The following is a 21,703-nucleotide window of genomic DNA, read 5'->3' on the forward strand; positions in this document are numbered from 1 at the left end:
TAGCGTGACCCAGAGTTTTGTTCACCTTCGTGTACACACCGAATTCTCATTGGTTGATGGTATTGTCAAGATTAAACCATTGATTGCAGAAACCGCGGCGGCCAATATGCCCGCGGTGGCGATCACTGACCTCAATAATATGTATGGTCAGGTGAAGTTCTACAAGGCTTGTCAAAACGCGGGCATAAAGCCGATTGTTGCGGCGGACTTGTTACTCCGCGATGAAGACGGTAGTACTTTTCAATTGCCGTTTCTTGCTCAAAACCTCAAGGGCTATAAAAACCTTACTGAACTCATATCTCGCGCTTGGACACAGGGGCAGAGAGCGGGTGTAGCGGCGGTTAAACGTGAGTGGATCGAAGAGTTATCCGAAGGGTTGATTGTGCTCTCGGGAGGGATATTTGGCGACGTAGGCAAAGCATTACTTCAAGGTCACCCTGATATTGCAGAGCAGCGCTGTGAGTGGTGGTTGAAGCACTTCCACGACAGATTCTATCTTGAGGTGAATCGCTGTGGTCGAATTGGCGATGAACAGCATTTACATGCTGCCGTAGAGCTATCGCATAGAAAGCAAATACCTTTGGTGGCAACCAATGACGTGCGATTCCTAAATAGTGCAGATTTTGATGTTCACGAAGCTAGGGTTTGTATTCATGATGGCTACACCTTAGGGGATAAGCGTAGACAAAAGCTTTATACCGAACAACAGTATCTGCGCTCTACCAAAGAGATGGAAACGCTCTTTGCGGATTTGCCCGAGGCCTTGGCTAATTCAGTGGTCATTGCTCAGCGTTGTAATGTTGAGATTGAGTTAGGTACCTATTATCTACCTGACTTTCCAATTCCTGAGGGCATGACGCAAGACGAATTCTTTACCAAGATCTCCTATGATGGTTTGGATGAACGCTTGGACTTTCTCTTTGGTAGAGATCATCCAGAGTGGGATGCTATTCACGCACGCTATGCCGAGCGACTCCAATTCGAACTAGATATCATTATTCAAATGGGGTTCCCAGGCTATTTCCTTATCGTCATGGACTTTATTAAATGGGCCAAAGATCACGCCATACCCGTTGGTCCAGGCCGAGGTTCAGGTGCGGGCTCATTAGTTGCTTATGTACTCCTTATCACCGATTTAGACCCACTGGAATACGATTTGCTCTTCGAGCGATTCTTGAATCCTGAACGTGTTTCCATGCCCGATTTCGATGTTGATTTCTGTATGGAGGATCGCGATAAAGTCATCTCCTATGTGGCTGACAACTACGGTCGTGACGCGGTATCGCAGATTATTACCTTTGGTACCATGGCGGCCAAAGCGGTGGTTCGAGATGTTGCGCGTGTCTTGGCAAAGTCGTATGGCTTGGCCGATAAATTATCTAAGCTTATCCCTGCCGATCCCGGGATGAGTTTAGCGAAGGCGCTTGAGGAAGAGCCTCAGTTAGGAGAGTTGCTTAAGACCGACGAGGACGCCCAGGAAATTTGGGACATGGCGATCCGGCTTGAGGGCACCGTCCGAAACGTGGGTAAACACGCTGGTGGGGTGGTGATCGCTCCAACCAAGCTAATCGATTTTGCACCGCTCTATTCTGACGAGGATGGCTCAGGCCTCGTCACACAGTTCGACAAAAATGATGTTGAAGAAGCGGGGCTGGTCAAGTTTGACTTCTTAGGTTTGCGAACGCTCACTATTATCGATTGGGCGATTGAAATGATTGATCGCCGGAGGGCGCTCAATAACGAAGCACCGGTAGATATTTCGAAAATCCCTCTGGATGATCCCGCTACCTATAAGCTGTTAAAGAAAGCTGAAACAACCGCCGTATTCCAGTTGGAATCTCGCGGGATGAAAGAGCTGATTCTACGCCTAGAACCTGACAATATTGAAGAAATGATTGCTTTGGTTGCGCTGTTTCGACCGGGGCCACTTCAATCGGGCATGGTTGACGATTTCATCAATCGTAAGCATGGGCGGGCTGAAGTGGCTTATCCAGATAAGACCTATCAGCATGAGTGTTTGGAGCCCATCTTAGAGCCAACCTATGGCGTTATTGTTTATCAAGAGCAGGTCATGCAGATTGCTCAGGAGCTGGCGGGTTACTCATTAGGTCAGGCCGATTTGTTGCGCCGAGCAATGGGTAAGAAGAAGCCGGAGGAGATGGCTAAACAGCGCTCCAGTTTTGAAGAGGGTGCTGCAAAGCAGGGGATTGATCCCCAATTAGCAATTCGAATCTTCGATCTCGTAGAGAAGTTCGCGGGCTACGGATTTAACAAATCACACTCCGCCGCCTACGCCATTGTTTCCTATCAAACTGCTTGGCTCAAAACTCACTATCCCGCGGAGTTCATGGCAGCCACCATGTCTTCGGATATGGATAAAACGGAGAAGGTCGTCACTTTTATTGAAGAATGTCGTCATATGGGGCTTGAAATCCTTCCGCCTGACGTCAATCGCGGGGAGCTGAAGTTCTCAGTAGATGAGCAGGGTAGAATTATCTATGGTCTTGGTGCAATTAAAGGCTTGGGTGAAGGGCCCGTAGAGAGCATCCTCGAGGCGCGAAAAGAGCAGCCGATTGAAGATTTGTTTGATTTTTGTTCACGAACTGACCCAAAGCGAGTGAACAAGCGGGCCATCGAAGCGCTAATTTATTCCGGTGCTTTCGACTCAATTGGGCCTAAGAGCGAGAATATCAGTGCGAATCGAGCCGCGTTGCTCGCAGCGGTTCCAGAGGCCGTCAAGGCTGCTGATCAGGCGGCTAAATCGGCGAGTGCGGGTTTAGATGATCTATTTGGTGGTGTGGGCCCCGATAGTTTCGGTGATGAAGATGTCTATGAAAAGTATAGTAACGAGCTACCTTGGACGTTACGTGAACGATTAGACCATGAACGCGACACATTGGGGCTCTATCTAACCGGACATCCAATTGATGAGTATGAAGATGAACTTCGTCGTGTGGTTCGCCATCGATTACGAGACCTTCGCGCTGATAAAAACAAGCAGCGATTAGTTGGGCTGGTGGTTGATATTCGTGCAATCAAAACGAAGCGCGGTGACACCATGCTTATCGTCAAGCTAGATGATCGAACTGGGCAGATGGATATTGCGATGTTCTCAGATTTAGTAGAGCAAAATCGAGACAAGATTCAACTAAACTCTATTATTGTGGTAGAGGGTGAGGTGAGCCAGGACAATTTCACTGGTGGTTTGAAGGCTAGGGCGCATGATGTGATGCGCTGGGATGAGTCGCGATCAAAACTATTAGCCAATGTGTCCATTGAGTTGACAAGTGATCAGTCCGTAGTGATTCAACAGCACTTGAAATCGCTTTTTTGTGAATCACTCGGGGATTGCCCGGTTGTCCTTCGGTATAGTAATGATAAAGCGGTGGGTGAAGTCAGTCTGGATCAGTCATTTTGGGTAACACCAACGGATGAATTACTGCAATCACTACGCCAACGGTTTGGTGAATCTGCGGTGGTGCTAAATTACCGTTAACTTTACTCGACTGATGAGTCACGACAACGTATTATAGGCACCGTTTTATTGCGAAGATGCCCCCAAGGTGTGGCGCCGCTCTTAATTTAGTATCCCTAAGCTATGCTTAGGTCAGTCCAAAAGACGAGACATTATATGAATCCGAATTACCTAGACTTCGAACAGCCAATCGCTGAACTTGAAGCCAAAATTGAAGAACTACAGTTTGTTGGCCACGACTCAGAGGTCAATATTACGGATGAAGTTAGCAAACTCCGCGGTAAGTGTGAAAAGCTGACGTCTGATATCTACAAGAAGTTAGATTCTTGGCAAATTGTGAAGGTGGCGCGTCACCCGCTACGTCCGTATACCTCAGATTATATTCCACGCATTTTCACTGATTTTGAAGAGCTTCATGGTGATCGTCATTTTGGTGATGACCAGGCTATTATCGGCGGCCTCGCCCGTCTTGAAGGCAAGCCTGTCATGGTCATCGGTCAGGAGAAGGGGCGCTCGGTAAGTCAGAAGGTCAAGCGTAACTGGGGCATGCCAAAGCCCGAGGGTTATCGCAAAGCGTTGCGTTTGATGCAGATGGCGGAACGCTTTAAGTTGCCGGTAATTACCTTAATTGACACGCCAGGGGCCTATCCGGGTATTGATTCGGAAGAGCGCGGCATCTCTGAAGCTATTGCGCAGAATCTAGCGGTCATGTCTCGTCTGAGCACGCCAATTATTTGTACCGTTATTGGTGAAGGTTCATCAGGTGGGGCGCTGGGAATTGGTGTGGGTGATCAGCTGAATATGTTGCAGTATTCAACCTACTTTGTCATTTCACCTGAAGGCTGTGCCAATATTATTTGGAAAACGGTAGAGAAAGCGCCCGATGCAGCTGAAGCTATGGGTGTAACATCGTCGGTATTGGAAGATTTAGGCATTGTTGATACTACTATCCCTGAGCCAATGGGTGGCGCGCACCGTGACGTGGATGCCATGTCCGCAACAATTCGCGAACACCTGGTTAAGCAGCTTGCTGAACTCGAAGCACTGCCAACCGAAACCTTATTGGAAAAACGCTACCAGCGCTTAATGTCTTACGGCAACTAAGCAATGACGATCAGTCAACAACTTAGCGCTTCGCTTGCCGCTGTGTCAGCGTCGCGTTGGGTTGTTGCTTGGTCCGGCGGTGCTGATTCAACCGCTCTCCTGCACGCACTTATTCAACGTAAGCTCCCTCAGCCAATTCTGGCTATTCATGTTAATCACCAATTACAGCCGCTGAGTAGTCAGTGGTCCGAACAATGCCGTCAATTGGCAGCTCAATGGAATATTGAGTTTCGCGCCATTGATGTTTCGGTGGTGGCGTCGGGCAAGGGTATTGAAGCGGCGGCTCGTGAAGCGCGCTATGAGGCCTTCGAAGCTCTCCTTGAGCTCGGCGATGTACTGTTGCAGGGCCATCACGCCGACGATCAGCTGGAAACGCTAGTCTTCAGGACCCTTCGTGGCGAAGGACTTGTTGGTCTATCGGGCATTCCTGCTCAGCGTGGCGTGGGGAAGGGACGTCTTCTCCGACCATTGTTATCTTGCAGTCGCTCGGAGATCGAGGCATATGCTTCGGATAATGAGTTGAGTGTCATTGAGGACCCATCAAATCACAGTCGGCAGTTTAGTCGTAATCAAATCCGTCACGACATTATCCCTTTGCTGAAGCGCTTCGAGCCTATGGCTGCTAAGCATGCGGCCTCCTCTGCGCGTTATCTTCAGCAATCACGTGATGCCTTGGTCGCGTTATTTTCGGTCTATCACCCTACTCATCTCGGGCGAGACCGCTGGGGTTATTGGTGTGAGCCTTTAGACATAATGAGCGATCAAAGCGTCTGGGTTCATCATTGGATTTCCGTGGTGCTGAAGTTGTCCATTTCCGGGAAGTTAGTTCAAGAGATTGTTAAACTGCTGTCGCTTGAAGTGGATCGTCGAGGAGAGGTGAAACTCGGAGCCTCGGGATGTTTCTTCAGTTATGAAGGCAAACTCTACTTCGTGGCGGCAAGTTCCGCTACTTGGTCTAATGAATTACCAACTCGGCTTGTGGGAGATAATGAATCCTATTGCGTCAGTTTGGTGGATTCAGGCCTACGATTGAAGCCAGATTGCTATGAGATAGGTCTAATTGAGGCGGCGGGAAAGATTCTCCCCGCTGGGCGAAAAGGCCGGCGAAAGTTGAAGAAATATTATCAGGACATTCGCGTACCTTGGTTCGCGCGAGGGCGGCTTCCAGGGTTGTTTATTCGGGGTGAACTCGCCGCAATTGCTGACGTCTTGGTCTGTGAGGGGTATCAAGCACAGGAGGGCGAGGTAGGTTGGCGACTACACCATGAATTCGATTGAGAGTTAATGGATGTTCTGGTAAGCTGATCTCCCATTCTAGGACGGGGTAAAAACTGTTATTTGCGTCTACAATTGTACGCAGTAATGGTATTAGCGAAAGCGTTACCTCTCATCAAAACGAATGGAACTTCCAAGGCTCTTCATGACTCGATTTATATTTGTAACAGGCGGTGTGGTCTCTTCTCTAGGTAAGGGAATTGCGTCAGCATCCCTTGGTGCGATCTTAGAAGCTCGCGGTTTAAACTGTACCGTAATGAAGCTCGATCCCTATATTAACGTTGATCCGGGCACAATGAGTCCGCTCCAGCATGGTGAAGTGTTCGTAACTGAAGACGGTGCGGAAACTGATCTTGATCTTGGCCACTATGAGCGATTCCTTCGCAGTAAAACTTCTCAGCGTTCTAACTTCACTTCAGGTAGGGTCTACGAGACCGTACTGCGAAAAGAGCGTCGAGGTGATTACCTTGGTGGTACCGTTCAGGTAATCCCTCATATCACTGATGAGATCAAACGTCGTGTCTACGAAGGTGGTGCCGGCTATGACGTCGCACTGGTTGAAATTGGCGGTACCGTTGGCGATATCGAGTCACAGCCCTTTCTTGAAGCTATCCGACAGATGCGCGTGGAGCTGGGCTCAAACAAGGCGCTGCTGATGCATCTTACCTTGGTTCCCTATATCCGTACCGCCGGGGAAATTAAAACTAAGCCAACTCAACACTCCGTTAAAGAACTTCGTTCGATTGGTCTTCAGCCAGACGTACTTTTGTGCCGTTCGGAGGTTGAGGTTGATGATGATTCGCGTCGTAAGATCTCCCTGTTTACCAACGTTGAAGAGCGTGCCGTTGTGCCGCTTCCTGACGTGAGCACGATTTATGCTATTCCTCGTTTCCTATCGGAGCAGGGCTTAGACGAAATTGTCGCCGATAAGCTCCGTCTTGAACTTAAGCCGGTCGACTTCTCAGACTGGGACCGCGTTGTTAACGGTAAGCTTAATCCAGAGCACGAAGTTCGTATCGCCATGGTTGGCAAATACATGGACCTGCTGGATGCCTACAAGTCTATTAACGAAGCGTTAACTCATGCGGGAATTTCTGAGTTGACGAAGGTAAATATTGATTACGTTGACTCCGAGTCCCTTGAGAACGAAGGCGTAGGGGTATTGGAAAGCGTCGATGCGATCCTCATCCCCGGTGGCTTCGGTCCACGCGGTGTAGAGGGTAAGATTCTCGCTGCACAGTTTGCGCGTGAAAACAACGTCCCTTATTTGGGGATTTGTTTAGGTATGCAGGTTGCCGTCATTGAATTTATTCGTAATGTTGTAGGTCTGAAAGATGCACATTCAACGGAGCTGGACGCTAATACGCCTCATCCGGTTATTGGCTTAATTACTGAGTGGATGGACGAGTCGGGCAATGTAGAGAAGCGTACCGAGGAATCCGATATGGGTGGTACCATGCGTTTAGGAGCGCAGGGTTGTCGTCTAGTTGCTGACTCAAAGGCTCGTGAAGCTTATGGGAAAGACTTAATCACAGAACGTCATCGTCACCGTTATGAAATGAACAACAACTATGTTGATCGTATGCAAAAGGCAGGCATGAAAGTGGGTGGTTGGTCCGCAGACGATGCCTTAGTTGAAATGGTTGAGTTAAAAGACCATCGTTGGTTTGTCGCTTCGCAGTTCCACCCTGAATTTACTTCTACACCACGAGATGGACATCCGTTGTTCAGTCGCTTCATTGCCGAAGCACTGAAATTTCGCCAAGAAAAGGACGCAAAATAATGCAGCAAAAAACAATCACTGTTGGCAATGTTGACGTTTCTAATGATCTACCGATGGCTTTATTCGGTGGTATGAACGTACTTGAATCTCGTGATATGGCAATGCAAGTCGCCGAGAAGTACGTTGAAGTAACCAGTCAATTGGGTATACCTTATGTCTTTAAGGCTTCTTTCGATAAAGCTAACCGCTCATCGATTAACTCATTTCGTGGTCCAGGCTTAGAGGAAGGACTGCGAATTCTTGAAGAGATTAAGTCGACGTTCAATGTACCCATTATTTCTGACGTACACGAGCCAGAGCAGGCGGCTCCTGCAGCCGAAGTTTGCGATATTATCCAACTGCCAGCTTTTCTCTCACGTCAAACCGATTTAGTCATGGCGATGGCGAAGACCAAAGCTGCGATTAACATCAAGAAAGCTCAATTTCTTGCTCCACACGAAATGAAGCACATCCTAACTAAGTGTAAAGAAGCCGGTAACGACCAACTCATGCTATGTGAACGCGGTACAATGTTCGGATACAACAATTTGGTGGTAGATATGTTGGCGTTTGGTGAGATGAAGAAGTTCGGTTACCCGATCATCTTCGATGTCACCCACAGCCTCCAACGTCCAGGTGGTCGTGAAGATTCAGCTGACGGCCGACGTGCACAAGTTACCGAATTAGCCAAAGCCGGCTTGTCTCAGAAGATAGGTGGTCTCTTCCTTGAAGCTCACCCAGATCCAAGCACCGCGAAGTGCGACGGACCTTGTGCGCTTCGCCTGGATGCGCTGAAACCGTTCTTGGAGCAGATGAAAGCGATGGATGACCTAGCTAAGTCACTGCCGGACTTAGACACTAAATAACAATCGAACTAACTTGGAGTTAAGAAATGACCGTAATTGCCGATATTAAGGCTTTCGAAGTAATGGATTCTCGCGGTAACCCGACTGTAGAAGCCGATGTAATTTTAGCCGATGGCTCAGTAGGCTCAGCTTGCGCACCATCTGGCGCATCTACTGGTTCTCGTGAAGCGTTGGAGTTACGTGATGGTGATAAGTCGCGCTACCTCGGTAAGGGCGTTTTAAAAGCGGTTGAAAATATTAATACCACTATCAAGGCGTTGCTAGTGGGCAAAGACGCGGCAGATCAAGCTGGTATCGACGCGCTGATGATTGAAGCAGACGGTACCGAAAGTAAGTCGGTACTTGGTGCTAATGCCATTCTAGCGGTATCTTTGGCAGCGGCTAAAGCGGTAGCAATCAGCAAAAATATCCCGTTGTATGCACACATTGCTGACCTTAACGGCACTTCCGGTGTTTACAGCATGCCAGTACCAATGATGAATATTATTAACGGTGGTGAGCACGCGGACAACAACGTTGATATTCAAGAATTTATGGTTCAGCCGGTTTCAGCTTCCACCTTTAGCGAAGCCTTACGCATGGGTGCTGAAATCTTTCATAACCTGAAGAAAGTCTTGTCAGCTCGTGGTTTGAACACGGCCGTTGGCGATGAAGGTGGCTTTGCTCCAAACCTTAGCAGCAACGAAGGCGCGCTTGAAGTTATCGCAGAGGCTGTGGCTGCAGCGGGTTATAAGTTGGGCACGGACGTGACCATTGCATTGGATTGCGCTTCAACTGAATTCTATAAAGATGGTAAGTACGATTTAGCCGGCGAAGGCAAAGTTTTTGACTCTGCGGGCTTCACCGACTTCCTGGCAGATTGGGCGAGCAAGTATCCAATCATCTCAATCGAAGATGGCATGGATGAGAGCGATTGGGACGGTTGGGAAAAGCTGACCAAGAAGCTAGGTGATACGGTTCAACTCGTTGGTGACGACCTATTTGTGACCAATACCAAGATCTTGAAGCGTGGTATCGATGAAGGTATTGCCAACTCAATTTTGATCAAATTCAATCAGATTGGCTCGTTAACCGAAACACTTGAAGCCATTCGCATGGCTCAAGCAGCAGGTTTTACCGCTGTTATTTCCCATCGCTCAGGTGAAACTGAAGATACCACTATTGCTGATCTTGCGGTTGCGACCTCTGCAGGGCAGATTAAGACTGGTTCGTTATGTCGTTCTGATCGCGTTGCAAAGTATAACCGCTTGCTTCGTATTGAGGCAGAATTAGGTACTGAAGCCGCTCCTTATCGCGGTCGTGCAGAATTCAAAGCGTAACAGCCGATGAAAAGTATCATCGCCATTCTCGCCATCGTGCTGCTTCTACTGCAGTATCGAGTGTGGTTTGGCGATGGTAGCTATATTGAACATCAGGCACTTCAGGCCAACATTGATGAATTGAGTGAACGCAATGCTGAGCTCGCATCAATCAATGCCCTACTCGCCTCGGAAGTCGAAGCTATTCGTAGCGGAGGTCAGCCCTTGGAGGCGATTGCTCGAAGAGAGTTAGGGATGATAAAACCAGGCGAAACACTGGTGCTAATTATTACTGAACGTGAATTTCAACATGAACCTCGTTGATGTCATTATTCCCGCGGCCGGTGTTGGTTCAAGAATGAACGCGGAGGTTGCGAAACAATACCTTAGTATCAACTCAGTAACCGTTCTGGATCATACTTTAAACATTTTTCTTGAGCATCCCGCTATAAAACGGGTATTGGTGGGGATATCTGCCAAGGACGAACTTGCCCGTAAATCCCGTTATGTAAATCACCCTAAACTACAATTTTTCGTTGGTGGAAACGAACGCGCAGATACGGTTCTTGCTGGTCTAGCCTCACTAAGTGGCGATGACTTGGTAATGGTCCATGATGCGGCTAGGCCGTTGCTTAGCTCAGTACTACTCGATTCCTTAGTGGCAACGCCGTTGGCCAAGAATGAAGGTGCCATCTTAGCACTGCCCGCCAGGGATACCGTTCGGAAATTGGAGGCAGGGCGAACACAAACCATAGACCGAAGTCAGATATGGCTAGCCCAAACACCGCAAATGTTCCATCGAGGCTTCCTTTACAATGCCTTAAGTTCCGCGATTGATTCAGGTGAAGCAATCACCGATGAGGCCTCGGCGGCCGAGCTGATGGGTGGAGCTATACACATGGTTGAATCAAGTCCTATTAACTTTAAAATTACTACGCCAAGCGATCTTGTCATGGCTAGAGCGTTATTCTCACAAAGGAGCTAACGATGCCGATTAGAATTGGTCATGGTTATGATGTTCATCGGTTCAATGAGGGCTCGTTTATCATGATGGCCGGTGTTCAGATAGAACACGATCAGGGATTTGAGGCTCATTCCGATGGTGATGTTGCCCTCCATGCTATCACCGATGCAATTTTGGGCGCTGCGGGGCTTGGTGACATAGGTCGACATTTTCCGGATACAGATCAACAGTGGGCGAATGCTGATTCAGCAGATTTGCTGAGAGCGATCTGGCAGCCGTTATTGCTCAAAGGTTATCAGATTGGCAACGCCGACATTACTATTGTTGCTCAGTCTCCCAAGATGTCTCCGCATATAGAGGTCATGGAAGCGCGACTCGCAGCGATACTGGAGTGTTCAGTTGAGCAGGTTAACGTGAAGGCCACTACCACTGAAAAGCTGGGATTCGAAGGGCGAAAGGAGGGGGTTGCGGTGCACGCTGTCGTCCTTTTGGAGTGCTAACCGGTGGAGTTTGCTTATAATTGGACCTTTGCCTACGGGGCGCCCCAACAATCCGCCACATTTAAGTCTTCGCCAGAGGATTTTATCGTAACCGAGTCTCGCAGTGAGGTGTTGACGGGGGAGGGAGAACATCTCTATCTACTGCTAAGAAAGACTTCTCAGAATACCGCTTGGGTCGCAGAACAGATTGCTTTCTGGGCTGGCGTATCGGCTCGTGATGTTGGTTATGCTGGGCGCAAGGATCGACACGCCGTGACCACTCAGTGGTTCTCAGTGTACCTACCTGGTGCCAGTGACCCCACGAAACCGCTCTTAATCCCAGGCGTTGAACTGCTTCAAACCCGCCGTCACAAAGCGAAGTTAAAGCGCGGTCAGTTGGACGGCAACCACTTTAAGATTACCCTGCGAGATATCGACGATCCTCAGCTGTTAATTCCTAGGCTTGAAAAGATTGCCAGTGATGGCGTGCCCAACTATTTTGGCGATCAGCGTTTTGGGCGAGACTTTAATAACGTGCCTCACGCTGTATCGCTTGCTAGCCGTCGCAAGCTCACAGCGCGAGGTAATGACATCTATTTATCGGCAGCTCGGAGCTATCTCTTCAACCAAGTTGTTTCTTCTCAGGTTGCACGTCAGGAGTGGCGCAGTGAGACTTCTCCACTCTGGGGGCGAGGCAGGCCTTCTGATGCTGATAAAGTCATTCTCGAGCCTTGGATTCAGCTATGTGATGCACTTGAATTTACCGGACTCAAACAGGAGCGTCGGAGCTCGGCGTTGATTCCTCTCGACTTTAGCTGGACGATTGAACAGCAAAACCTAATAATAGAGTTCTCGCTACCAGCAGGTACTTACGCTACGTCGGTGCTTCGCGAGCTCGTAAAAATTTCTTAGATTCGGGGGAATCGTGAGCCGTATACAAGGTCTCGGCATGATGTCACGTCGAACGCGTCAGCGCATGGTTGATCGTTTAGGTGAAAAAGGCATCACCAATAAAAAAATACTTGAGGTAATGGCCAATGTGCCACGTCATATCTTCTTAGATGAAGCGCTTGCTCATCGGGCTTATGATGATGTGAGCCTTCCCATCGGCTATGGTCAAACGCTTTCACAGCCTTGGGTGGTTGCTAGAATGACCGAGCTGCTATTGAGTTTAGGTCGTCCGGAAAAAGTGCTAGAGATTGGTACGGGTTCGGGCTACCAAACCGCGGTACTAAGTCCCTTGGTAGATCGAGTAGTAACTGTAGAGAGGATTGCACCGTTACAACGGCGAGCTCGTCAGCGCCACTATGACCTGAAGTGCAACAATATTCGCTATCATCACAGCGATGGAGAGTTTGGCCTGTCACGTGAAGCCCCCTATAACGCAATTATATCCACCGCTGCGCCGGAGCGGATTCCACAGAGTCTGTTGGATCAGCTTGCGCCCGATGGTGTTCTCGTCATTCCGGTAGGTACTGATCAACAGCAACTTCATTTTGTTTATCGAGACGGTGATAGTGATCAATTCGTCACCAATATTATCGAGCCCGTTCATTTTGTGCCGTTAGTCGCCGGCGAGCTTGTACACAGTTAACTTGCAAGGAAATTTAATGAAAGACTCTGTCATGATTTATCTGAAGGGGATGCTTATGGGCGCTGCTGATGTAGTACCCGGCGTATCCGGCGGAACTATTGCCTTTATCACAGGCATTTATAAGCGGTTACTAGCGGCAATCGCCGCCTTTGACCTTAGTTTAATCACAACCTTCAAGTCCGAGGGGGTAGTGGGTGTGTGGCGTAAAGTCGACGGCAGCTTTTTAGCTACGCTTTTGGCTGGCATCGTAACAAGTATGGCGCTGCTGGCTCGAGTCATACATTTCGCCTTGGAAAATCATAGTCTTTGGATTTGGAGTTTCTTCTTTGGTTTAGTGGTTGCGAGTGTGGTTCATATTTGGCGTCAAATCGAAGCGCCAACTATTAGTAGTTGGCTCCTCCTCTTAGTGGGTTCCATCATCGCCTATTCAATTTCGATAGCAACGCCAGTAGATGCGCCCACGGCGAACTGGTTTATCTTCTTAGCAGCGAGCTTCGCTATCTGCGCTACCATCCTTCCTGGAATATCTGGGAGCTTTATTTTATTACTGCTGGGCGTGTACCCAGTGGTTATTGAGGCCATTGGTTATGGTGACTTCGTTGTCATAGCCCACTTCGTTGCAGGAGCCATTCTTGGTCTGTTGACCTTCGTGAAAGGCGTTTCGTATGTCTTCAATCGCTTCGAGTCTCAGACTTTAGCGGTACTGACGGGCTTTTTGATTGGTTCATTGAACTCTTTGTGGCCGTGGAAGGTCACCGTGGAAACAATGGTTAACCGCAAGGGGGAGCTGGTTCCTATTGTGCAAGACCGAGTGATGCCTAGTACTTACGAATCATTAACAGGTATCGGTGGTGATGCGCTAATTTGTATCGGAATGATGATATTAGGGCTGACGTTAGTGCTTATTCTAGAACTCAGTACAACAAAGGAATAACCTATTAGACTGTTGTGATCTATAAGGTAATTTTAATATACCTTTTTGTTCCTAATGGTAAACCTGTGTCACAACCTGTAGGTGGAGCGACGTTTTGAAAAAACTGAACGGCTGTCTAGTTAATTTCTTGTTAATTATTTTTGGACTATCCATTACGGGCTGCGGCGGTACAACTCGGCTCGCACCAGTGACTGAAGTGTCTCAACCGCCTCCAGATACGATTGATTATCATTATGTTGACGCGGGTGAAACCATTTACTCAATTGCTTGGCGATATGGGCTAACCGTTCAAGAATTGATCAACGCCAACGGTGGTAAGCAGCCTAGGACGATTCACGAGGGACAAAAGCTCTGGCTAGTTAATCATGACAACGGTGTCAGCGAAGAAGCTGCGTTAAATGAATCAATTGATTCGTCAACTACGCAGGCTTCACTCAATTCTACTCCTTCCAATGATAACTTGCCGTCTTCGTCATCTACCTCCACCGATGCTACATTGAATTCACCTTCCCCCTCTGAACATACTGAGCAGTCAAATTATCAAGAGGCGGTTTGGGATTGGCCTGCAGTGGGTCCGCTGATCTCAAGCTTCAACACAACTAACCGGCAAAGGCAGGGTATTGATATCGGCGGTGAGTTCGGGGATTCTATAAGTGCAGCAGCGGCGGGAACGGTTGTTTATGCAGGAAGTGCTCTGAAAGGATACGGAAATTTAATCATCATTAAGCACTCTGAAGACGTTCTCTCTGCTTATGGTCACAATAGGCAGTTACTGGTTGAAGAAGGACAGGAAGTTCAGTTAGGCCAGCCGATAGCCGAGATGGGAAATAGCGACGCCACGCGGGTGAAGCTACATTTCGAAATTCGGAATCAAGGCAGTCCAGTTGATCCGCTCAGCTACCTTCCGCGTAGAGAAGGTTAGAAGTAACTAGCGACCGATGGGAGTTCAGAGGTAAGCTCTTCCGCAGTGAGGTCTGAATTTAGAAGCGTCGAAAGCTTCTCACTCATGGAAATGGAGTGCTTGAATATGACAACCATAAGTAACAGCTCACACACCCCGTCAACCGAACAAGTGGACATGACAGCCTACGAAGTTGAATTTGATGCGATTCCGCTCGAGAAACTCAGTAAGCAGCAAAAACTTGTCAAAGCTCGAAAACACGCAAGATCACAGGATGTCGGCGGCGAGCGAGCGCTCGATGCCACGCAGCTCTACCTCAACGAAATTGGCTTTTCGCCGTTACTTTCAGCAGAAGACGAAGTGCACTTCGCACGAATGGCGCAACGGGGTGAAGAAGCGGGTCGTCAGCGAATGATTGAAAGTAACCTTCGTTTAGTGGTAAAGATTGCCCGTCGCTATATTAATCGAGGCCTGAGTCTTTTAGACCTTATCGAAGAAGGTAACCTCGGACTTATTCGCGCCGTAGAAAAGTTTGATCCAGAACGAGGATTCCGTTTCTCAACCTACGCCACCTGGTGGATTCGCCAAACTATCGAGCGAGCGGTCATGAATCAGACGCGGACGATTCGCTTACCTATCCACGTTGTGAAAGAACTCAATGTTTATCTCCGTGCAGCGCGCGAGTTGACCCAAAAGTTAGATCATGAGCCAACTGCGGAAGAAATCGCAGATTTAATGGACCGGCCTGTAAAAGACGTTAAGCGGATGCTTGGCCTTAATGAGCGCGTAACATCGGTGGACACGCCGATAGGCCCAGATTCAGACAAATCAGTTCTCGAGACGATTGCTGATACCTCAATATCTACGCCCGAAGAAGACCTTCAGTCCGACGATCTGAACTCATCGATTTCACGGTGGCTTGATGAGCTATCTGAAAAGCAGCGTGAAGTCCTCTCTCGTAGGTTCGGGCTCAGAGGTCATGAAATGATGACGCTTGAAGATGTGGGTAGAGAGATTGGCCTCACTCGCGAGCGAGTCAGACAAATTCAGGTTGAAGCGCTACGCCGCCTCAAGGATAAAATGGAAAGTCAGGGGCTTTCCGCCGCACAGGTTTTCGGTGAATTTAGTTGAGCCTCCCCTTTTAGCCTCTATACCTTGCCCCTTTTTCTGAAAGGGGCTTTTTTATATCTAGGGTGCGCTAATACTAATACACCGAAGGTGTTGGGGCGCCAAGTGTTGTAGGTTTTACGCAATTCAGCGTCTTAGGTCTTTACGCAGTACTCCAGTTTAGTCCGCACCGAGACGCAATAGCACGATTTTAAGGCGAAAAAAAAACTCCACTAAGTGAAGTTTCTCTGTTCGAACTCTGCTCGTTATGAGCTAGCGCTCTAGATGCTCAAGCTTATTAGGCTCACCATCCCATTTCTCTGCTTCCGGCATAGCATCCTTCATCTCGGTGATGTTTGGCCATACCTCAGCCAGTTCCGCGTTGAGTTCTAGGAATGCCTCTTCACCGTCGGGGATTTCGTCTTCCGAGTAGATCGCGCCGATAGGACATTCTGGCTCACACAGCGCACAATCAATGCATTCGTCTGGGTGGATAACCAAGAAGTTGGGACCTTCGTAGAAACAGTCAACCGGGCAAACCTCAACACAGTCTGTGTGTTTGCAGTTAATACAGTTGTCACCAACAATAAATGTCATCGTGAGAGTCTCCTATGTACTCAGTAAATTTCGAATATGACGCCATTTTAGCAAAATTCGAATAAAGCTGTCTGTAAATATTTCGTCTTAAGGCTATTTCGGAAAGTTATATACCCCGTAACTGTTCGCTCAAAGTTTCTTCAGTTCGTAAAGCAGGTCAAGCGCCTCTCGCGGCGATAGTGAATCCGGATCTATCGAAGCAAATTGTTGTTCCAGAGCGGATGGCTCGGCGGCAAATAGCTCGGCTTGAGCTGGCGCCGTTACTAAAGCGGGCAGCGCTTCGTTCGTGGCAAGCTTAGCAGTACCGGAGGCGCTCTCTAACTGGGCCAATTTCGTGTTAGCCGCTTGCAGAACGGCGGCCGGTAGCCCAGCAAGTTTAGCTACTTGAATACCAAAGGATTTGCTGGCGGGGCCGGGTTTTACTCGGTGGAGAAAAACGATTTGTCCCTGGTGTTCTTTAGCATCGAGATGTTGATTGAAAACCTGGTTGAACTGCTGAGATAGCGCCGTGAGCTCAAAATAATGGGTGGCGAATAATGTTAGTGCGCCGATCTCGGCAAGTTGCACAGCGCTGGCCCAGGCTAGGGAGAGTCCATCGTAGGTGGAGGTTCCACGACCGATTTCATCCATTAAGACTAGTGAACTCGCCGACGCATTATTGAGGATGTTAGCGGTCTCGGTCATTTCAACCATAAACGTTGAACGGCCGCCAGCGAGATCATCCGAAGAGCCAATGCGGGTAAAAATACGATCGACAATGCCAATGGTCGCGTCCGTAGCCGGCACAAAACAGCCAGTATGCGCAAGCAGCACAATCAAAGCAGTTTGGCGCATGAAGGTAGACTTACCGCCCATATTAGGCCCAGTGACAATACTTAAAGATTGACTTGGGTTGAGGCAGGTATCATTCGCGACAAAGGGCGAGTCAAGTACATCCTCAACCACAATATGCCGTCCGCCACTAATGGCGAGGCCTCTATCAATGCTGAGCGTTGGTTTACAGAAACTGAGCTGATCACTGCGCTCGGCAAAACAACATAGCACATCAAGTTCCGCAACGGCATAGGCCGAGCGCTGGAGCGCAATCAGTGATTCATTCAACCTCTCTAGCAAGGCCTCATAGAGCGCTTTCTCGCGAGTGAGTGCACGGCTTTTAGCTGAGAGGGCTTTATCCTCAAAGGCCTTGAGTTCGGGCGTAATATATCGCTCGGCATTCTTGAGCGTCTGTCGGCGTTGGTAGTCCGCAGGTACCTCTACCGCCTGCGCCTTGCCGATTTCAATAAAGTAGCCGTGAACTCGGTTATAGCCCACTTTTAGCGTACTGCAGTTGCAACGGGCACGCTCACGCTCTTCGAGCTCCAGTAGAAACTCTCCCGCATTCGCGCTGAGTTCTCTAAGTTCGTCGAGTTCGGCATCGTAACCTTTGGCGATGACTCCACCGTCCCGAATTAACATCGGCGGATTGTCGGTAATAGCTTGGTTTAACAGCGTGACTAATTCTGGAAATTCACCAACGCGTTGGAAAAGTTTCTGTAGTTCTGGAGAACTGATGCCTAGTTGATGTATTTCCGGGTAGATAGCGATGGAATCTCGTAGCCTAGTTAGGTCTCTAGGTCGAGCTGAGCGAAGCGCCAAACGGCTTAATATTCGCTCCAGATCGCCAACGTTGCTGAGTGCGGCGCGGATAGGTTCGAACACGAAGTTCTGAAGCACTTCGCTCAGGCTATTTTGGCGCTGCTGGATTAAGTCGATTTGAGCCAGCGGACGATGTAGCCACTGGTTTAGCAGACGGCTTCCCATTGCCGTTCGGCAGCTATCCATTACCCCTAAAAGCGTATTCTCGGTTCCTCCGGCGAGGTTACGGTCAATTTCAAGGTTTCTCAGTGTGGCCGAATCAAGTTCAACATAGTCACTATGATTCTCTACCACTAGGCTTTGGACGTGAGGCAGTTGGCCTCGTTGTGTGTCCAGCGCGTATTGAAGTAAACAACCTGCGGCGCTAAGCGCCAATGGCAGGTCTTCGCAACCAAATCCGCTTAAGTCATGCGTAGCGAAGTGACGCGTAAGGGTGTCCTTGGCCGAATCTAAATCAAACTGCCAAGCCGCCTGAGGTCGTAGGCCCGCTTTGGGGTTAACGCCATGGGGCAAGGCCACCGATTCGTCGAAGAGAATCTCCGCGGGGTTGAGACGGAATAACGTGGCGCTTAGCGCGCTGCTACTGTGGCCCTCTTGTAATGCAAAACGACCAGACGCCATATCCAGCGTGGCTAATCCGTAGTGGTCACCCTCGCGATAAAGAGAGACCAGCAAATTGACCTGTTGTTCGTCTAGGAGTGCCTCGTCGGTCAAGGTTCCGGGCGTGACCACTCTAACCACCTTACGCTCTACCGGGCCCTTGCTGGTGGCAGGATCGCCAATTTGTTCGCAAATGGCCACCGAGACGCCCTGACGCACAAGTCGTGCAAGGTAGTTTTCAGCCGCGTGATGGGGAACCCCTGCCATGGGGATAGGTTCGCCGCCGGATTTTCCTCGCGCCGTAAGGGTAACGTCAAGCCTGCGAGCCGCCTCTTTGGCGTCATCGAAAAACAGTTCGTAAAAGTCGCCCATACGATAGAACACCATTTCATTAGGGTGTTCGGCCTTAATCTTTAGGTATTGGACCATCATTGGGGTGTGCTTAACGGAACTATCAGTCATGAAATTACAATCTTATTATGTGTCTAGGAGCGAAACATTGTAACCTGTAACGAGTGTATTAGGCGATGGAATTAGCGATGAAATTTGATCAATTGGCCGCTGAATTAGGCACTCAGTTGGCCGCAAAGGAGTGGACGGTTACCACTGCCGAAAGTTGTACCGGCGGGATGGTGAGCGCAGCGATCACTTCAGTGCCTGGCAGCTCAGCTTGGTTTGAGCAAAGTTATACTACCTACAGTAATGCTAGCAAGGAGCGGGTGCTAGGTGTTCTGCCAGCGATTATTGAAAGCAATGGTGTTGTCAGCGAACCGGTTGTCGCGCAAATGGCGCTGGGCGCCGCGTTGCAAAGTAATGCCGAGTGTGCCGTGGCGATAAGTGGCATTGCGGGTCCAGGTGGTGCTACTGAGAATAAGGCAGTTGGCACCGTTTGCTTTGGCTGGGTTGTTGGTGGTGTTGTGACCACTGCAACGCATCAGCTCCAGGGAGATCGGCAAGCGGTTCGAGAACAATCTGTTGAAATTGCGCTAAAAGGGTTGTTGCAGCACATACAGTTTTATGTGTAAACTACTGGATAGTTATACAGTATATTGATCGTCACATGATGGCCGAGGAAAATAATATGGATCCAAATAAAGAAAAAGCTTTAGGTGCCGCACTGTCTCAAATCGAGCGTCAGTTTGGTAAAGGTACAGTTATGCGTATGGGTGATAAAGAGCGCGTTAAGATCCCAGTGGTCTCAACCGGTTCACTTGGCTTGGATGTGGCGCTTGGAGTGGGTGGTCTGCCGCGTGGTCGCGTCGTCGAGATCTATGGCCCAGAGTCATCGGGTAAGACAACCTTAACCTTGCAAGTTATTGCCGAAGCGCAGAAAGCAGGCGGTACCTGTGCGTTCATTGATGCTGAGCATGCATTAGATCCTATCTACGCAGAAAAATTGGGTGTGAATGTGGACGACTTGATCGTCTCGCAGCCAGACACTGGCGAACAAGCACTCGAAGTGACGGATATGCTGGTTCGTTCTAGCGCCGTGGATGTGCTTGTTGTTGACTCGGTAGCAGCGCTTACACCAAAGGCTGAGATCGAAGGTGATATGGGTGATTCTCATGTTGGTTTGCAAGCACGATTGATGTCACAGGCACTTCGCAAATTAACCGGTAACATTAAGAATACGAACTGTCTGGTGATCTTTATCAACCAAATTCGTATGAAGATTGGTGTTATGTTTGGCTCGCCAGAGACTACTACTGGTGGTAATGCGTTGAAGTTCTATTCAAGTGTTCGTCTAGATATCCGCCGAATTGGTGCAGTTAAAGAAGGCGATGAGATTGTTGGTAACGAAACGCGAGTAAAGGTTGTTAAAAACAAAGTTGCTCCACCGTTCCGCCAAACCGAATTTCAGATTACCTACGGCAAGGGCATTAACCGTCATGGCGAGATTATTGACTACGGTGTGAAACTTGGCGTCGTGGATAAATCGGGTGCATGGTACAGCTACAATGGCGAAAAAATTGGCCAGGGTAAGCAAAACTCCATCCGATTCCTACAGGAAAATCCGGCACTTTGCGAAGAGATTGAAGCAATCGTTCGTGGGCAGTTGCTAGATGTGCCAGAAGAAAAGACTGAAGACGCTACTACGGAAGATGCATAACGAGGCATCCGAACTTCGGCGGGCGGCAATGGATTTGCTCGCTCGTCGAGAGCAGTCTTCCAAAGAACTATTTACCAAGTTGAAGCGCCGCAGTGAAGATGAAGCGCTCATTAATCATGTCATCAAGCAGCTACAGCAGGATGCGCTTCAATGCGATCGCCGATTTAGCGAGAGTTACTTTCGCTCATTGGTTAATCGAGGCATAGGCCCAGTGAGAATTCGAAATGAATTTCGAGCTAAGGGGGTTGCTCAGGATTTGGTTGATGAAATATTTGACGCGATGTCGGGTGATATCAATTGGTTTGACATGGCCGAAGCTATTGTGACTAAGAAATTTGGCACACTGGAATTTTCGGACGAGAAAGAGAAGGCAAAGTGCCTTCGATTCCTGGCCTATAGAGGCTTCAGTAGTGATATAGCTTACGAGATCATTTTCTAGTTAAAAGAGAGCTGGTAAGCTAAATACCTCGGAATAGTTAAATTCCTTATTTAAACTCAATCATTAGGTCATCCGAGAGTGCCTCAAGCGCCTCAGCGAGTTCCGTTTGGGCTTCTTCTTCTGACTTATCATCCGTTAATATCACACTGAGCTTCGCCGAGAACATAGGAATACCGGACATTGAGCCGCTTTGTGTCTCGGTGGTTAGGCTATGAATGCTGAAGTTGTGAGCGCGAAGTCTTGAACTAATTTCACTGACAATCCCAACGCGATCATTGGCGATCACCGTGAAGCGAATGATTGATTCTTTTTTAGTCGTATTGACTGTTTCCTCTACACGAATGTCGATTCCGTCATGTTTCAACAAAGCTAATGTCGAAACAAATGACTTTCGGTTATCGTCAGGTATGGAGACGGTCATAATCCCTGTAAACTTACCGGCAAGGTCGGCAAAGTGAGATTGCAACCAGCTACCTTTTTGTTGAGCGATCACGGTTGAAAGTTCATTAACGATGCCGGGACGGTCATCGGACATTATCGTAATAACAAGCGTTGAGTGCATA

At 48.7% G+C, this 21,703-nt stretch carries 20 protein-coding genes; 17 read left to right on the forward strand and 3 right to left on the reverse strand.

The features are described 5' to 3' along the window. The first annotated feature begins 4 nt into the window (after positions 1 to 4). The 14 genes from dnaE to rpoS all read left to right on the forward strand — a co-directional run bounded on the left by dnaE (position 5) and on the right by rpoS (position 15,783). Positions 5 to 3,496 (forward strand): DNA polymerase III subunit alpha, encoded by a 3,492-nt coding sequence (gene dnaE, locus DFR27_RS10005; RefSeq protein ID WP_121877339.1) that lies wholly within the window; start codon positions 5 to 7, stop codon positions 3,494 to 3,496. Positions 3,497 to 3,631: 135 nt separating this feature from the next. Continuing rightward, positions 3,632 to 4,579 carry an acetyl-CoA carboxylase carboxyltransferase subunit alpha gene (locus DFR27_RS10010; RefSeq protein WP_121877340.1) on the forward strand — a complete coding sequence of 316 codons (948 nt, stop codon included), beginning with the start codon at positions 3,632 to 3,634 and terminating at the stop codon, positions 4,577 to 4,579. 3 nt (positions 4,580 to 4,582) lie between these two features. After that, positions 4,583 to 5,857 (forward strand): tRNA lysidine(34) synthetase TilS, encoded by a 1,275-nt coding sequence (gene tilS, locus DFR27_RS10015; protein ID WP_121877341.1) that lies wholly within the window; start codon positions 4,583 to 4,585, stop codon positions 5,855 to 5,857. Positions 5,858 to 5,999: 142 nt separating this feature from the next. After that, the gene (locus tag DFR27_RS10020) at positions 6,000 to 7,637 is read left to right on the forward strand and encodes a CTP synthase (protein ID WP_121877342.1); all 1,638 of its coding nucleotides are present in this window, start codon (positions 6,000 to 6,002) and stop codon (positions 7,635 to 7,637) included. Next, on the forward strand, positions 7,637 to 8,482 hold the full coding sequence (gene kdsA, locus DFR27_RS10025; protein WP_121877343.1) for a 3-deoxy-8-phosphooctulonate synthase: 846 nt from the start codon (positions 7,637 to 7,639) through the stop codon (positions 8,480 to 8,482). Before DFR27_RS10020 ends, kdsA begins: the two co-directional genes overlap by 1 nt. 26 nt (positions 8,483 to 8,508) lie before the next feature. After that, entirely contained in the window at positions 8,509 to 9,801 is a 1,293-nt protein-coding gene (gene eno / locus DFR27_RS10030) for a phosphopyruvate hydratase (RefSeq protein WP_121877344.1), read from the forward strand. 6 nt (positions 9,802 to 9,807) lie between these two features. Further along, positions 9,808 to 10,104 (forward strand): FtsB family cell division protein, encoded by a 297-nt coding sequence (locus DFR27_RS10035; RefSeq protein ID WP_121877345.1) that lies wholly within the window; start codon positions 9,808 to 9,810, stop codon positions 10,102 to 10,104. Continuing rightward, positions 10,091 to 10,765 (forward strand): 2-C-methyl-D-erythritol 4-phosphate cytidylyltransferase, encoded by a 675-nt coding sequence (gene ispD, locus DFR27_RS10040; protein WP_121877346.1) that lies wholly within the window; start codon positions 10,091 to 10,093, stop codon positions 10,763 to 10,765. The genes DFR27_RS10035 and ispD overlap by 14 nt, the downstream gene beginning before the upstream one ends. 2 nt (positions 10,766 to 10,767) lie before the next feature. Then, a complete protein-coding gene (gene ispF, locus DFR27_RS10045) occupies positions 10,768 to 11,244 on the forward strand; it encodes a 2-C-methyl-D-erythritol 2,4-cyclodiphosphate synthase (RefSeq protein WP_211327619.1) in 477 nt (158 codons plus the stop codon). A 3-nt stretch (positions 11,245 to 11,247) separates the two neighbouring features. Beyond that, positions 11,248 to 12,135, forward strand: a complete 888-nt coding sequence (gene truD / locus DFR27_RS10050) for a tRNA pseudouridine(13) synthase TruD (protein WP_121877347.1) — start codon at positions 11,248 to 11,250, stop codon at positions 12,133 to 12,135. Between the two features lie 37 nt (positions 12,136 to 12,172). Continuing rightward, a complete protein-coding gene (locus DFR27_RS10055) occupies positions 12,173 to 12,817 on the forward strand; it encodes a protein-L-isoaspartate(D-aspartate) O-methyltransferase (RefSeq protein WP_211327629.1) in 645 nt (214 codons plus the stop codon). A gap of 16 nt (positions 12,818 to 12,833) precedes the next feature. Further along, positions 12,834 to 13,751, forward strand: coding sequence for a DUF368 domain-containing protein (locus DFR27_RS10060; protein ID WP_121877349.1), 918 nt, complete (start codon positions 12,834 to 12,836; stop codon positions 13,749 to 13,751). Positions 13,752 to 13,845: 94 nt separating this feature from the next. Next, a complete protein-coding gene (locus tag DFR27_RS10065) occupies positions 13,846 to 14,673 on the forward strand; it encodes a peptidoglycan DD-metalloendopeptidase family protein (RefSeq protein ID WP_121877350.1) in 828 nt (275 codons plus the stop codon). Between the two features lie 156 nt (positions 14,674 to 14,829). Continuing rightward, on the forward strand, positions 14,830 to 15,783 hold the full coding sequence (rpoS, locus tag DFR27_RS10070; RefSeq protein WP_425452024.1) for an RNA polymerase sigma factor RpoS: 954 nt from the start codon (positions 14,830 to 14,832) through the stop codon (positions 15,781 to 15,783). A 249-nt stretch (positions 15,784 to 16,032) separates the two neighbouring features. Here rpoS and fdxA read toward each other — a convergent pair whose 3' ends face one another. Together fdxA and mutS are read right to left on the reverse strand one after the other, a co-directional pair. Then, positions 16,033 to 16,356, reverse strand: a complete 324-nt coding sequence (gene fdxA / locus DFR27_RS10075) for a ferredoxin FdxA (RefSeq protein WP_121877352.1) — start codon at positions 16,354 to 16,356, stop codon at positions 16,033 to 16,035. Between the two features lie 129 nt (positions 16,357 to 16,485). Then, a complete protein-coding gene (gene mutS / locus DFR27_RS10080; RefSeq protein ID WP_121877353.1) occupies positions 16,486 to 19,053 on the reverse strand; it encodes a DNA mismatch repair protein MutS in 2,568 nt (855 codons plus the stop codon). Between the two features lie 77 nt (positions 19,054 to 19,130). Here mutS and DFR27_RS10085 point away from each other — a divergent pair, with 77 nt between their 5' ends. Genes DFR27_RS10085 through DFR27_RS10095 form a run of 3 tightly spaced genes read left to right on the forward strand, consistent with a single transcriptional unit; the run spans position 19,131 to position 21,140 of the window. Beyond that, the gene (locus DFR27_RS10085; protein WP_245962648.1) at positions 19,131 to 19,616 is read left to right on the forward strand and encodes a CinA family protein; all 486 of its coding nucleotides are present in this window, start codon (positions 19,131 to 19,133) and stop codon (positions 19,614 to 19,616) included. Between the two features lie 56 nt (positions 19,617 to 19,672). Further along, on the forward strand, positions 19,673 to 20,701 hold the full coding sequence (gene recA, locus DFR27_RS10090; protein WP_121877355.1) for a recombinase RecA: 1,029 nt from the start codon (positions 19,673 to 19,675) through the stop codon (positions 20,699 to 20,701). Positions 20,702 to 20,729: 28 nt separating this feature from the next. Beyond that, entirely contained in the window at positions 20,730 to 21,140 is a 411-nt protein-coding gene (locus DFR27_RS10095) for a regulatory protein RecX (RefSeq protein WP_170150840.1), read from the forward strand. A gap of 46 nt (positions 21,141 to 21,186) precedes the next feature. Here the strand turns inward: DFR27_RS10095 and DFR27_RS10100 are convergent, their stop codons facing one another. Continuing rightward, positions 21,187 to 21,702: a glycine cleavage system transcriptional repressor gene (locus DFR27_RS10100; RefSeq protein ID WP_121877357.1), complete on the reverse strand. Its 516-nt coding sequence runs from the start codon at positions 21,700 to 21,702 to the stop codon at positions 21,187 to 21,189. Position 21,703: the final 1 nt, after the last annotated feature.

Origin of the sequence: Umboniibacter marinipuniceus (genome assembly GCF_003688415.1) — a bacterium.
GTDB lineage: Bacteria > Pseudomonadota > Gammaproteobacteria > Pseudomonadales > DSM-25080 > Umboniibacter > Umboniibacter marinipuniceus.